Source organism: Caldimonas hydrothermalis (genome assembly GCF_056746695.1).
This window is the reverse complement of record NZ_JBWQXA010000005.1, coordinates 201,978-215,151: the sequence shown is the minus strand read 5'-3', so window position 1 is coordinate 215,151 and position 13,174 is coordinate 201,978. Positions and strand designations below refer to the sequence as shown.

The window sequence follows — 13,174 nt, the reverse complement described above, 5'->3', positions numbered from 1 at the left end:
ACATCGTGAGAACACGATGGGCTGGATCCTCGTCTGCGTGATTGCCGCCAGCCTGCTCCTGAGTTGGTGGGCCTTGCCGGAGCTGCGCAGCGGCCCGCTCCCATGGGCTCGTCGTCTCAGCCGTGATCTGCTGCAAGCGGGGCGACATCGGGGGCATGCGCCGGGGCGACGACCCGGCCGTGCGCAGCGCATGACGCCGCGAGCGGAGCCGACCTGGCTCTCCGGGATGCACAGACATTGGCTGCGTGTACCGGGGGTCATGGCCGTGCTCATCGTCCCGCCAATGTTGGCCTGGTGGCTGCACGACGGCCGCCGCGTGGCAGAGCTCGGCGTGTCCCATGGGCCGGCAAGGAACGACCAGATTGCCTGGCTGCTGCAGGGCGAAAAGCTGGCTCCCCCACCCTCTTTGCCACCGGAGGTGTTCGCCACGGCGGAAGTCGAAGCGGTCCGACCTCGACTCACGCATGCCAGCCGTGACTGGTCGCTTCTCGACGAGGACTTCCGCCAGCGCCTGCTGCTCGTGTACCGACTGATGCGCGAGCGCCATGGCTACGAGATGGTGCTGATCGAGGGGTATCGAAGCCCGCAACGGCAGGCAGAGTTGCTGGCGCTGGGATCTCACGTCACGCAGGCCGGGCCCGGGGCAAGCTACCACCAGCATGGCCTGGCGGCCGACAGCGCCTTCCTGCGCGATGGCGTGCTGGTGCTCTCAGAGCAGGACCCCTGGGCCCTCGAAGGCTACCGCCTGTATGGAGAACTCGCCGAATCGGTGGGCCTGACCTGGGGAGGGCGCTGGAAGATGCGCGACTACGGTCACGTGGAACTCCGCTCCATCCACCTCGGCCGGCGACACCAACAGTAACAGGTTGCAGGAACTTGTATCGCTAGACTTCAGGCCACAACGAAATCATCCAAGTGCAGGGAGTGCACATGTCACGTCCGTTCATCGTCCTGGGCGACAGGACCAGCCACGGCGGCACTGTCGTCGAAGCCTCGGCATCCACCGACACCCACGGCCGGCGCATCGCACGCGTCGGAGACCGGGTCACCTGCCCCCGCAAGGGCCACGGCCGCCTCACCACGATTGTCACCGGGGATCCCACGATGCTGATCGACGGCAAGCCGGTGGCTCGCCATGGCGACAAGTGCGCCTGTGGGGCAACGCTGATCGCGAGCCAAAGCCTCAGCACTGTCGGCCCAGGCGGGGGCGGAGACACATCCGCCCCATGAACAGGCAGCAGTGCCGCTCCCGTGTCTCCTCCGGAGCCTGGGGCCGAGCAAGACGTACGTCGGCTCCACACGCTGGCATCGGATGCCTTGAACAGGCACCAGGGAGACAACGGATCGAACCAGATCGGAACACCCCAGATTCCTCCTCTGGATGCCGCTGGCCACGTCTGTTCCGTGGAGCGGCATCGTCTGGCACTGGCAGCGCGGTGGCCATAGCTTGGACGGACATGAGCGACCACTTGCGAGGCGAGTTTTCCGGGGACCCCGAATCCGACAACGATCGAATCGAAATGACGAACCAAGCCTGCGCAGGCACCGACCGGCAGCTCGCCACACTGCTCGCGAGATATCGCCATCACCAACGTGTACTTGAAGCTCTTGGCCAGTATGAGCGCAGCAGCATCGAGTCGAGCACGCCAACGCAATATGACGCACGACAGTGATCTTGACGGGCGATCCCCCATGCTGACCGACGGCAAGCCGGTGGCCGGCCATGGCGATCTCACGGCCTGCGGCGCCACCTTGGTCGCCAGCCAGTCCCTCAGCACCGACGCCTGACCGTCCCCGCGGGAGTTGCTCAATGCGCAAAAACCTCTGGCTTGGTGTGGCCCTGCTCGGCCTCATGGCGGCCGCGCTGTGGGTCTTCGTGGAACGGCCGTCCGTGCCGGATGGGATGGACGATCGCTGGTGGTCCCTCATCGTGTTGGCCTTGCTCGCCGGCGTGGCGCTGCTAGCCTTCCGTGCGGGCGCTCGCGAGGATCACTCCGCAAGCACGCCGGCTCCGGCCATCGCGTCTGGCGAAGGAGCCGTTGCCACCCCACCCGCGCGGCCGGTGCTGCTGGTGCGCGGCGCCGCCGTTGCCACCCGGTGCGGACACGATCCCGAGGCCGTGCTGCAGGCACTCGGCCCTCAACCGTCGATGCCGGAGCCAGATACGGACTGGCTTGACGACCAGGGGCTGCCCCGTCTGAGCGCCCGCTGTTCCACCCTCGACGTGTCCCGGGTGACCGCCGCATTGACGGCCTCGACCTCAGATGCCGCCGCCGGGCGTCCCGGGCTGGTGCGGGCTCTGGCCCTGCAGGCCGACGCGCTCGATGGCCTGCAAGCCGCTGTGCAAGCTCTGCCCTGCCATGGTGGGCTCGAGGTGCATTGGACCGTGCCGGACCACTGGAACGAAGAAGAACGCCGGAGGGCCCACGACTGGCTGATGAACGACCTGACGGCACGCCTGCCCCCGGATGCCGGCCCCGTGACCATCCGCCTCGTCGGTCCGGCTGGGCTCGGCGCCTCGCTCGATCGGCTGTGCCTGCGGACGCTCGGGCCCGACACGCCCCCATGCGAGTCTCGCGCGACCCTGGTCCTGGCCTGTGACTCGCTCATCGACCCCCAGCAGACCGCCAGCGCAGCCCTCCCCGGCGAAGCCGCGGCGGCCCTGCTGGTCGAGCCGCAGCTTCCCGACGAAACCTTGCCGCAGGAGGGTGTCCTGGCACGTGTGAGCTGGCCCGGCCTTCCCTCCTCGGCCTCCCCTTCGGAATGCTCGCTGCGGGATCTCGCGGCTCAAGTCCTGGACACGGCCTGCGAGGCCACGGTGGTCGGCCGGGTCCTCAGTGACGTCGGGCTGACGGGGCCCGAGGCCCGCCAGGTGCTCGATGCCACCGTCGAACTGCTGCCACAGCTCGATGTGGGCGAACGCCTGTGCCGCATCGGGCTCGCGTGCGGCGATCTGGGGTGCGCCGGACCGCTGGTGGCACTGGCTCTGGGCAGCCATGCCGCGCATCAGGACGGGGCTGCGGCCCTGCTCCTGCTGACCGGCCGACAACCGGCAACGGTCCTCCTGACGCCGATGCGCCCGGCCACCCCCTCCCCTGCCCGTGCAGCCTCGCATTGACTCCTGCCTGCCGATCCATGCAAAGCCTGTTGAACTTCTTCTCGCACCCCCTCACCCTGCGCGCGATGGGCTGGTTGGCGCTGGTGGGTTTCGTGAGCATCGGAACCTGGACTTTCGATCTGCCCGTGAGCTGGGCCCTGGGCGTGCTCGCCATCGTCACGCTGGTGATGCTCGTCCGCTGGGCCTTGCAGCGCCACAAGGCCCGGCGGGCAGCGAAAGAACTCGAGCAGGCCCTGGATGCCCAGCACGCCGAGGTTTCGCGGCTGGACGCGCAACGTCACCGTCGCGAAGAGGTGGCTGTCCTGCGCGAGCGCATGCGGCAGGCGATCCGCACGCTCCAGCGCTCCAGGCTCGGGCAGACCTCGGGGCGAGCCGCCCTCTACGAACTGCCTTGGTACATGGTCATCGGCAATCCGGCGGCCGGCAAGAGCTCGGCGATCGTCAAGTCCGGGTTGCGCTTCCCCTTCTCTGACGATGCCGGAAACATCATCCAGGGCATCGGGGGCACCCGCAATTGCGACTGGTTCTTCACCTCCGAAGGCATTCTGATCGACACCGCCGGCCGCTACAGCGTGCAGGACGAGGACCGGGACGAATGGCTGGGTTTTCTCGGTCTGCTGAAGAAGTATCGCCCCAAGGCACCGATCAACGGCATCGTGATCGCGGTCAGCGTGGCCGAGCTGGCGGCCCAGCGGCCGGAGGCCAACATCCGTTTGGCCAAGCAGTTGCGCCAGCGCATGCAAGAGCTCACCGACACACTCGAGGTCATTGCCCCGGTCTATGTCATGTTCACCAAGGCCGACCTCATCAGCGGGTTCGTCGAGTTCTTCGAGGACCGCGACCGTGGTGAGCGCGAGCGGGTCTGGGGCGCCACCCTGCCCTACGACGAGCAGGGGCGTGCCGATGCCCTCGGGCTGTTCGAACGTCATTTCGACGAACTCTACGAAGGGCTCAAAGCCGCGTCGGTGGCCCGCATGTCCATGCAGCGAGGCGAGAAGCTGCCGCCGGGCGTCCTGAGCTTCCCGCTGGAGTTCGCAGGCCTCAAGCCGGCGCTGTCCACCTTCATCGCGACCTTGTTCGAGGACAACCCCTACCAGTACCGCCCGAGCTTCCGCGGCTTCTACTTCACCAGCGCCGTCCAGGAGGGCGAATCCACCAGCCGGTCCAGCGAACGCGTCGCACGTCGCTTCGGTCTGAGCCTGCAGCCCGGCACCACGGCCAGCGTCTACTCGCATGCCGGCTTCTTCCTGAAGGATCTGTTCACCCGGGTCATCTTTGCCGACCGCCACCTGGTGCGCCAGCACCTCACGCAACCCCGGCGCCGCTGGCGCCAGGCCACGGTGCTGGTGGGTCTGGCATCACTGGGCCTGTGCCTGGGTCTGTGGACCTGGTCCTACGCGAACAACCGCCAGTGGGTTGCCAACGTTCGTACCGACCTCGAGCATGTCACCCGTCTGCAGACATCGTCGCCCGATCTGTCGTCACGCCTGGAAGCGCTCATGATCCTGCAGGATCGACTGACCCAGGTCCAGGCGATCCGTCGCGAGCGCCCCTGGGCCCTGTCCTTCGGCCTGCACCAGGGACGCCAGCTCGAGGACGTGCTGCGGCGGGAATACTTCCACGGTGTGCGCGAGGTCATGCTCAAGCCGGTGGCGCAAAGCATCGAGGCCTATCTGGCCGCCGTGAAGGAGAACGAAGGCCAACTGCAAGACGGCGCCGAACCAGTGACTTCGGCGACGACGCCCCCTTCGGCGGCCGCACAGGGCTCACCCTACAGCGCCGCATCGGCCACGAGCGTCACCGACGCCTACAACGCTCTGAAGACCTACCTGATGCTGGCGGACCGGCGTCGTGCGGAGCCCGGACACCTGAGCGACCAGATCACCCGCTTCTGGCGTGGCTGGCTCGAAGTCAACCGCGGTGCGATGCCTCGCGAACGCATGCTGGTGGTGGCGGAATCGCTGATCGCCTACACCACAGCCCAGGTCCACGACCCCGAGTTTCCCCAGGTCGCGAACAATCTGGCCCTGGTGGACGAAAGCCGCCGGGTGCTGCGCACTGTGGTGCGCGGCATGCCCGCCCGAGAGCGGGTTTATGCCGAGATCAAGGCCCGCGCAGCCACCCGCTTTGCGCCGATGACAGTGGCACGCGCCATTGGCGAGTCCGACCCCGACCTGCTGTCGGGCAGCCACGCCGTATCGGGAGCCTTCACCCGCCAGGCATGGCGTGAATATGTGCAAGGCGCCATCCGTGATGCCGCCCACAAGGCCCTGCAGGCTGACGACTGGGTGCTCAAAACCACCGTACAGGACGATCTCACCCTCGATGGCAGCCCCGAGCAGATCCAGAAGGCACTGACCGATGCCTACAAGTCCGAGTACATCGCCCAGTGGCACCGCTTCCTCCATGGCGTGAGTGTCCAGCCCTTCGGCAGCTTCGAGCAGGCCGTCAGCCGGATGAACCGCTTGGGTGACCCGGCAACCTCACCGCTGGGACGACTGATGGCTGTCGTGCACGAGGAGACGGCCTGGGACCGGCCTGTGACCGCCACGGATGTGACCGGCGCAAGCCGCGGCTTCGGTGCATGGTTCCGCCAGGTGGTGTTGCGTCAAGCACCGCCCCAGGTGAATGTGCAAGTGCGCACCGACGACCCGGCCAGCGCCCAGCGGACCCTCACGGGGCAGGTGAGTCAGGAGTTTGCGGGCGTGAGCCGCCTGCTGAGCGCGCGCGACGACGGTGGCAGTCTCATGGGGGCCTACCTGGACGGCCTGTCCCGTCTGCGCACCCGCTTCAACCGCATCCACACCCAGGGCGAAGCCGGTCCGGGCAGCGTGCAGCTCCTGCAGCAGACGCTCGAAGGGCAGTCCGAGATCGCCGAGCTGCTCAAGCTCGTCGACGAGCAGATGCTCAACGGCCTGAGCGACAGTGCGCGCGCCAGTCTGCGCCCCTTGCTCGTGCGGCCCCTGATGCAGGCCTATGAAGCGCTCATCCCGGGTGCAGAGGAAGAGATCAACCGCATCTGGCTCGCCCAGGTGCACGGCCCTTACGAATCCACACTGGCAGACCGCTACCCGTTCAAGCCCGACGCCCGTGTCGAAGCCTCGGCTGCGGACATCGCCAAGATCTTCGGCCCCGAGGGGGCGATCGCCCGGTTCGCGGACAAGGCCCTCGGCCCGCTGGTGATCCGGCGCGGGGACAGCCTGGCACCGCGCACCTGGGCCGACCTGTCCATCCGGCTCCATCCTGAATTCACGGCCCGCTTTGCCACCTGGGTGGCGCCGCTCGGGGGCCATGCCACGGCCCCGGCCGGCACAGAGCAGACGCTGTTTCAGATCCTGCCCCAGCCCGCCCCGGGGCTGACCGAGTACAGCCTGGAAATCGACGGCCAGGTGATGCGCTACCGCAATGCCGCAGCCGCCTGGTCGCATTTCGTCTGGCCCGGCCCTCAGCCCACGCTCGGCGTGCGCCTGCACGGGGTGAGTTTCGACGGTCGCAGCATTGACTTCGTGCACGAGCCCGGCCGCTTCGGTCTGGAGCGCATGATCCACAGTGCCCAGCGCCGCCGCATCGATGCCCAAACCCATGAACTGCGATGGTCTGCTGGCGGGCACGCCGTGGCCATACACCTGCGCATCGTCGCCATGCCCGGATCTTCCGGCGAGTCGTCCACCGGGCACGCAGGACTGGGCGGCGTCCCGTTGCCCCGCACGGTGGCCGGCGCCCCTTCCGTACGCCCCGCCTCCACTGTCTCTGCGGGAGGGTCTCGATGAGCCTGTCCGCCTCCACCGCGAAGCTGGTGTGCTTCGGCAAGCTCCCCTCCCACGGCGATTTCGTGCGCAACGGCACTGCCAGCACGTCGCTCGTCCAGACCCTGGATCGCTGGATGTCACGCACGTTGGAACTGCTGGCGCAGGACCCCTGCTGGAAGCAGGTCTATGACGAAGCGCCGGCCACCCAGTTCGCATTTCTGGGCCCACGCAGTCCCGTCGGACTGGCCGGCCACCTCGTCCCCAGCCAGGACGCCTCAGGCCGCCGCTATCCCTTCATCGCTGCGGCGTCCTTCGGTGTGCCTGAGCCCGCCGGCTTCCTGGGACTGAGCCCCCTGGGGCTGTCACGCCTGTGGCCCCAGATGGAACACACGGCACAACTCGCACTGGCCTGCGAGAACGCTGCGCAAACCCAGGACGTGCTGGCGCGCGCCGAGCAGCAGCTCGAGGGCTTGGTGCCCCCCGGTGCGACGCATTTCCGGGACTTCCTACAGACCCAGACGCTGGGAGCACTGGAGTCCCTGCTCGAGGAGGCCGGCCAGGCCCTGCCCTTGCGCCAAACGCTGCTGGCCCTGGGCCTGCTGCTGCGGCCGCTGCTGGGCCAGCCGACGCCTAGGCTCGAACGGGGCCTGCAACTGCCCTTGCCCAACGACCCGCTGTACCGTCCCTTCGTGGCTTCGTTCTGGCTCGACCTGGTGGCCGGATTCCTGCGGCGCAGCGGCCTGGAGTTGGGCATCTTCACCACGCGGCATCGAGGCCGCGGACTGCTGGTCATCGGATTCAACGGGGCCTGCCCGCGCAGCCTGCGCTCCGTGCTGGCCCCGCAGGCAAGCCCCCAGGACAACATCGAGTTCTCATCCCCGTCCTGGGTAGAGCGCTTCGTCGAGACTGACTACGCAGTCAAAAAACTGTCGAGCTATCTGCGCAATCCCACGCTTTCGCTGGCCCAGGCCAGCCAGACCTTCCGCGAGGCCTTCCTGGGCCTGTGAGGAGACGCCGATGATGCCCTTCCGCCCCCGCTTTGCCCTCCCGCAAAGCCTGCACACCCGCCATCGACGCCCTGGGTGGCTCCACGCCCTGACGGCCGCGCTGCTGCTCGGCAGTGGCCTTGCCGCGGCCGGCGGCCGCAACGAGCCCACTCCCGACCAGGTGCTCGTGACCGGCACCGTCCCGGACGAGGCCACGCGTGCGCTCGTCCTGCAACGGCTGCACGAGCTGTACGGCGCGCACCGCGTCGTCGATCAGATTGCCATCGGCAGCGTGGTCGCCCCGCCGCAGTGGTCCCAGCACGTGCAGAACATCCTGGGCCCGGAGATCCGTCAGGTGAGCCGAGGCCAACTCACGGTGCGCGGCACGCAGGTCGACCTGCAAGGCGAGGTGCCCAACGAGGCCCAGCGCCAGCAGGTGGTCAGCGCCGTGGCCACGCGGCTGAACCCGACCTACACCGTGCGCAGCGCCCTGCGCGTAGGCACGGGGGAACAGACCCTGCTCGACCATGCGCTGGCCAACCGCATCGTCGAGTTCGAACCCGGCAGCTCCGTGCTCACGCCCGCGGGACGGGCGGTGCTCGATCAGATGCTGCCGACCCTGATGCGCCTGTCGGCCCGGCGCATCGAGATCATCGGCCACACCGATGCCCTCGGAGCCCCGGATGCCAACCTGGCCCTGTCGCTGGCCCGGGCCGACGCCGTTCGCAGCTACCTCCAGGCCCGGGGCATCGAGGCCCAGCGCCTGGCCATCTCCGGCATGGGTTCTGCGCGCCCGGTGGCCAGCAACGAGACCCCCGAGGGGCGGGCCCGCAACCGTCGCATCGAGTTCCGGATCAGCCAGTAGCCGTCGCGCGCAACGCTCACGCCGGCGCCTGCGCCGCGGCGGCCAGCCGCTCGGCGCAGGCTTGCGCCACGGCGCCGTCGCGGGCTTCCACCATCACGCGCAGCAAAGGTTCGGTGCCCGATGCCCGAATCAAGATGCGGCCGGCCTCGCCCAGTTCCCGGGTCACGGCGGCCTGCTCGGAAGCCAGGCGATCATTGCGCCGCCAGTCCTGGCCGGGCTGCAGGCGGACGTTGATCAGGGTCTGGGGAAACAGCGTCACATCGGCCAGCAGCTCGGCCAGCCCCAGGCCCGAACGCATCGTCGCCTGCAGCACCTGCAACGCACTCACCATGCCGTCACCCGTGGTGTGCCGGTCCAGCGCCAGCAGGTGGCCCGAGCCCTCGCCGCCAAGCAGCCAGCCCCGCGCCACCAGTTCCTCCAGGACGTAACGGTCGCCAACCTTGGCGCGCACCAGCGGCACGCCGCGCCGCGCCAGGGCCTGCTCCACCCCAAGATTGGTCATCAGCGTGCCGACCACGCCGGGCACGGTCTGCCCCAGGCGTAGCCGGTCGGCAACCATCACGTACAGCAGCTCGTCGCCGTTGTAGAGACGCCCATTGCCATCCACCAGCAGCAGTCGGTCGGCATCCCCATCGAGCGCCACACCGTAATGCGCGCCATGCTGGCGCACCGCATCGACCAGGGCCTGCGGTGCGGTGGCCCCAAACCCGGCATTGATGTTGTAGCCGTCGGGACTGCATCCGATCGCCACGACTTCAGCTCCCAGCTCGTGCAGCACGGCGGGGGCAACCTGGTAGGCCGCACCATGGGCAGCGTCGACCACGATCCGCAGGCCCTTGAGGGACAGCTCGGCACTGAAGGTGGCCTTGCAGAACTCGATGTAGCGCCCCTGGGCATCGTCGAGACGCCGTGCCTTGCCCAGCGAAGCGGAATCCACCCACTGTGGCGGCTCCTCGAGCAGGGCCTCGACGGCCAGCTCCCATGCGTCCGGCAGCTTCTCGCCCTGGGCTGAAAAGAATTTGATGCCGTTGTCACCATAGGGATTGTGCGAGGCGCTGATGACCACCCCGAGGTCCAGCCGCAGGGCCCGGGTCAGGTAGGCCACCCCCGGCGTGGGCAGCGGGCCGCTGAGCAGCACATCTACGCCGGCCGACGAGAAGCCTGCCTCCAACGCCGACTCCAGCATGTAGCCCGAGATACGCGTGTCCTTGCCGATCAGCACCGTGGGTCGGCCCGCGCCCTGGTGGGCGCGCCGCAGCACGCGTCCCACCGCATGGCCCAGACGCAGGACGAAGTCCGGCGTGATGGGAAAGCTGCCGACCGCGCCACGGATGCCGTCGGTCCCGAAATACTGTCGTTGACTCATCTGTCTGTCGTTTCTTTCGATCGAGTGGACCAGGGTCCGGTGCGCACCACGACGGCGCCAATGATGCGTTCATTCTGGGGCCGGACAGGCCTGCCAGGACGGCAGTCCAGCATGGGCCCAGACCTTCAGCGCATCGACGGTCGCGGCCACGTCGTGCACGCGCACGATGCGGGCGCCGCGCTCCACGGCAGCCAGGGCCGCAGCCACACTGGCTGCCAGGCGATCGGCCACATCCCGCCCGGTGACCGCACCGAGCGAGGACTTGCGGGACCACCCCGCCAGCAGCGGATAACCCGGCGCGAGCAGCTCCGGCTGTCGCCGCAGCAGTTCGAAATTGTGCTCGACCGACTTGCCGAACCCGTAGCCGGGATCAAGGACGATGCGCGCTGCCGCGACACCGCGTTCCCGCAAAGCCTGCGCCCTCTCCTCCAGGAAGCAGCGCACCTCGGCCGCCACATCCTCATAGTGCGGTGCCGCCTGCATGGATTTGGGTTCGCCTTGCATATGCATCAGGCACACCCCGCAGCGAGGATGCGCCGCGATGACCTCTGCCGCCGCGGGGCTGCGCAGTGCGAAGATGTCGTTCACGATGTCCGCCCCTGCATCCAGGGCCATGCGCATCACCTCGGGCTTGTAGGTATCGACCGAGATGGGGACCCCCAGGCGCACGGCCTCGCGCAGCACGGGCCGCACGCGGTCCAGTTCCTCCTGCAGCGGCAGAGCCTGGGCGCCCGGACGGCTCGACTCGCCGCCCAGGTCGAGGATGTCTGCCCCCTCGCGCAGCAACCGCTCGCAATGGGCCAGTGCGGACCGGGTGTCGGCATGCCGGCCACCATCGGAAAAGGAGTCGGGCGTGATGTTGACGATCCCCATCACGCGGGGACGGCTCAGGTCGATGTCGTAGCGCGACGTTTGCCAGTAGTGCATGGGGTTCGGAAAGTGACAACGGGGCCGAAGCCCCGTTGGGTGTGGCTGCCGGACGCGACGGATTCGCCGTCAGGCCGCGGCCGGCGCCTGGTCGGTGTTGACCGGCGGTGTCGGTCCGCCGCTGCCTTTGCCGCCGCTGCTGGGCGTCCAGTCCTTCGGCGGGCGCGGCGGCTTGCCCGCCATGATGTCGTCGATCTGTTCGGCGTCGATGGTCTCCCACTCCAGCAGGGCCTTGGCCATCGCATGCATCTTGTCCTTGTTCTCCTCGATCAGCCGGCGGGCAATGGCGTACTGCTCGTCGATGATCTTGCGGATCTCCTTGTCGACCTTTTGCATGGTCTCTTCGGAGACGTTCACCTGTTTGGTGATCGAGCGACCCAGGAAAACCTCGCCCTCGTTCTCGGCGTAGACCATCGGGCCCAGCTCGTCGGTCATCCCATAGCGGGTGACCATGTCGCGGGCGATCTGCGTGGCCCGTTCGAAGTCGTTGCTGGCGCCGGTGGTCATCTGGTTCATGAAGACCTCCTCGGCAATGCGCCCGCCGAACAGCACCGCGATGGTGTTGAGCATACGCTCCTTGTCCATGCTGTAGCGGTCACCCTCGGGCAGTTGCATCGTCACGCCCAGCGCGCGACCACGCGGGATGATCGTGACCTTGTGGACCGGGTCGGTCTTGGGCAGCAGCCGCGCCACCAGGGCATGGCCGGCTTCGTGGTAGGCCGTGTTGCGGCGCTCTTCCTCGGGCATGACCATGGACTTGCGCTCGGGACCCATCAGGATCTTGTCCTTGGCCTTTTCAAAGTCCTGCATCTCGACCACACGGGCATTGCGGCGCGCGGCGAACAGGGCAGCCTCGTTCACGAGGTTGGCCAAGTCGGCCCCGGAGAAGCCGGGCGTGCCACGGGCCAGGATGTCGGGCTTGACATCCGTGCCAATGGGCACCTTGCGCATGTGCACGTTGAGGATCTGCTCGCGGCCGCGCACGTCCGGCAGGGTCACATAGACCTGGCGGTCGAAACGGCCCGGGCGCAGCAGGGCCGGGTCGAGGATGTCGGGCCGGTTCGTCGCGGCGATCACGATCACGCCCAGATTGGTCTCGAAGCCGTCCATCTCGACGAGCATCTGATTGAGCGTCTGCTCGCGCTCGTCGTTGCCGCCACCCAGACCCGCGCCGCGATGACGGCCCACGGCGTCGATCTCGTCGATGAAGATGATGCAAGGCGCGTTCTTCTTCGCCTGCTCGAACATGTCGCGCACGCGGGCCGCGCCCACGCCAACGAACATCTCAACGAAGTCCGAGCCGGAGATCGAGAAGAAGGGCACCTTGGCCTCGCCGGCGATGGACTTGGCCAGCAGCGTCTTGCCGGTGCCCGGAGGCCCGACCATCAGCACGCCACGCGGAATGCGGCCGCCGAGCTTCTGGAACTTCTGCGGGTCTTTCAGGAAGTCGACCAGCTCCTTGACCTCTTCCTTGGCCTCGTCACAGCCGGCCACATCGGCGAAGGTAACCGAGTTGTTCGACTCGTCGAGCATGCGCGCGCGCGACTTGCCGAAGCTGAACGCCCCGCCCTTGCCACCCCCTTGCATCTGACGCATGAAGTAGATCCACACGCCGATCAGCAGCAACATCGGCCCCCAGGAGATGAGGATGCTCATCAGCAGCGAGGGTTCCTCGCGCGGCTTCACGTCGAAGCGGACGTTGTTGTTGATGAGATCACCCACCAGGCCACGGTCGAGGTAGGTGGCCGTCGTGCGGATGCGCCGATCATCATTCGTGATGGCGATGATCTCGGTGCCTCCACCCGAACCTTCCTGCAAGGTGACGCTCTTGATGCGCTTGTTGCGCACCTCCTCCAGAAAGTCGGAGTAAGCGATCTGCCCGGTGGTGACCGCGGTGCGATCAAACTGCTTGAAGACGGTGAACAGCACGAGTGCGATCACCAGCCATACAGCCACCTTCGAGAACCATTGATTGTTCACCGCGGCTCCTTCTCCGACACGAACAGCACAAATTGCCTGTTGACAAATCAACCTTGGGTCATTCTAGTCGAGGCGGGCAGCACGCCCTTTCTCATGTGACCCCGTTTATGACCCGAGTTTGACGCATGGGGCGCATCGGCGCGAGACCTTACACGCTATCGCCGAGATAGCGTTCAGGACAGC

The 13,174-nt window shown here is 67.6% G+C and carries 11 protein-coding genes; 8 read left to right on the top strand and 3 right to left on the bottom strand.

The features are described 5' to 3' along the window. Positions 1-16 precede the first annotated feature (16 nt). The 8 genes from AC1ECW_RS08990 to AC1ECW_RS08955 all read left to right on the top strand — a co-directional run bounded on the left by AC1ECW_RS08990 (position 17) and on the right by AC1ECW_RS08955 (position 8,718). Entirely contained in the window at positions 17-862 is an 846-nt protein-coding gene (locus AC1ECW_RS08990; protein ID WP_409707560.1) for a M15 family metallopeptidase, read from the top strand. A 68-nt stretch (positions 863-930) separates the two neighbouring features. Beyond that, positions 931-1,230, top strand: a complete 300-nt coding sequence (locus AC1ECW_RS08985) for a PAAR domain-containing protein (RefSeq protein WP_481201664.1) — start codon at positions 931-933, stop codon at positions 1,228-1,230. Positions 1,231-1,457: 227 nt separating this feature from the next. Then, a complete protein-coding gene (locus AC1ECW_RS08980; protein ID WP_481201683.1) occupies positions 1,458-1,673 on the top strand; it encodes a hypothetical protein in 216 nt (71 codons plus the stop codon). Beyond that, positions 1,618-1,788, top strand: coding sequence for a PAAR domain-containing protein (locus AC1ECW_RS08975; RefSeq protein WP_481201682.1), 171 nt, complete (start codon positions 1,618-1,620; stop codon positions 1,786-1,788). Before AC1ECW_RS08980 ends, AC1ECW_RS08975 begins: the two co-directional genes overlap by 56 nt. Before the next feature lie 22 nt (positions 1,789-1,810). Next, the gene (locus tag AC1ECW_RS08970; protein ID WP_481201663.1) at positions 1,811-3,118 is read left to right on the top strand and encodes a hypothetical protein; all 1,308 of its coding nucleotides are present in this window, start codon (positions 1,811-1,813) and stop codon (positions 3,116-3,118) included. Positions 3,119-3,135: 17 nt separating this feature from the next. Next, complete coding sequence (gene tssM / locus AC1ECW_RS08965) at positions 3,136-6,888, top strand: type VI secretion system membrane subunit TssM (RefSeq protein ID WP_481201662.1); 3,753 nt, start codon at positions 3,136-3,138, stop codon at positions 6,886-6,888. Beyond that, a complete protein-coding gene (tagF, locus tag AC1ECW_RS08960) occupies positions 6,885-7,874 on the top strand; it encodes a type VI secretion system-associated protein TagF (RefSeq protein ID WP_481201661.1) in 990 nt (329 codons plus the stop codon). The genes tssM and tagF overlap by 4 nt, the downstream gene beginning before the upstream one ends. A 10-nt stretch (positions 7,875-7,884) precedes the next feature. After that, entirely contained in the window at positions 7,885-8,718 is an 834-nt protein-coding gene (locus AC1ECW_RS08955) for an OmpA family protein (RefSeq protein ID WP_409708251.1), read from the top strand. A gap of 16 nt (positions 8,719-8,734) precedes the next feature. Here AC1ECW_RS08955 and glmM read toward each other — a convergent pair whose 3' ends face one another. From glmM to ftsH, 3 genes are all read right to left on the bottom strand, one after another. Then, positions 8,735-10,084 (bottom strand): phosphoglucosamine mutase, encoded by a 1,350-nt coding sequence (glmM, locus tag AC1ECW_RS08950; protein WP_481201660.1) that lies wholly within the window; start codon positions 10,082-10,084, stop codon positions 8,735-8,737. Between the two features lie 69 nt (positions 10,085-10,153). Then, positions 10,154-11,011, bottom strand: coding sequence for a dihydropteroate synthase (gene folP, locus AC1ECW_RS08945; RefSeq protein WP_481201659.1), 858 nt, complete (start codon positions 11,009-11,011; stop codon positions 10,154-10,156). 69 nt (positions 11,012-11,080) lie between these two features. Beyond that, complete coding sequence (gene ftsH, locus AC1ECW_RS08940; protein WP_481201658.1) at positions 11,081-12,991, bottom strand: ATP-dependent zinc metalloprotease FtsH; 1,911 nt, start codon at positions 12,989-12,991, stop codon at positions 11,081-11,083. Positions 12,992-13,174: the final 183 nt, after the last annotated feature.

Bases quoted from the DNA above. Each gene is read 5' to 3' on its own strand.
- AC1ECW_RS08990 (WP_409707560.1), top strand. From the start codon at position 17: ATGGGCTGGATCCTCGTCTGCGTGATTGCCGCCAGCCTGCTCCTGAGT.
- AC1ECW_RS08970 (WP_481201663.1), top strand. From the start codon at position 1,811: ATGCGCAAAAACCTCTGGCTTGGTGTGGCCCTGCTCGGCCTCATGGCG.
- AC1ECW_RS08980 (WP_481201683.1), top strand. From the start codon at position 1,458: ATGAGCGACCACTTGCGAGGCGAGTTTTCCGGGGACCCCGAATCCGAC.
- glmM (WP_481201660.1), bottom strand. From the start codon at position 10,084: ATGAGTCAACGACAGTATTTCGGGACCGACGGCATCCGTGGCGCGGTC.
- AC1ECW_RS08975 (WP_481201682.1), top strand. From the start codon at position 1,618: ATGAGCGCAGCAGCATCGAGTCGAGCACGCCAACGCAATATGACGCAC.
- tagF (WP_481201661.1), top strand. From the start codon at position 6,885: ATGAGCCTGTCCGCCTCCACCGCGAAGCTGGTGTGCTTCGGCAAGCTC.
- AC1ECW_RS08985 (WP_481201664.1), top strand. From the start codon at position 931: ATGTCACGTCCGTTCATCGTCCTGGGCGACAGGACCAGCCACGGCGGC.
- AC1ECW_RS08955 (WP_409708251.1), top strand. From the start codon at position 7,885: ATGATGCCCTTCCGCCCCCGCTTTGCCCTCCCGCAAAGCCTGCACACC.
- folP (WP_481201659.1), bottom strand. From the start codon at position 11,011: ATGCACTACTGGCAAACGTCGCGCTACGACATCGACCTGAGCCGTCCC.
- tssM (WP_481201662.1), top strand. From the start codon at position 3,136: ATGCAAAGCCTGTTGAACTTCTTCTCGCACCCCCTCACCCTGCGCGCG.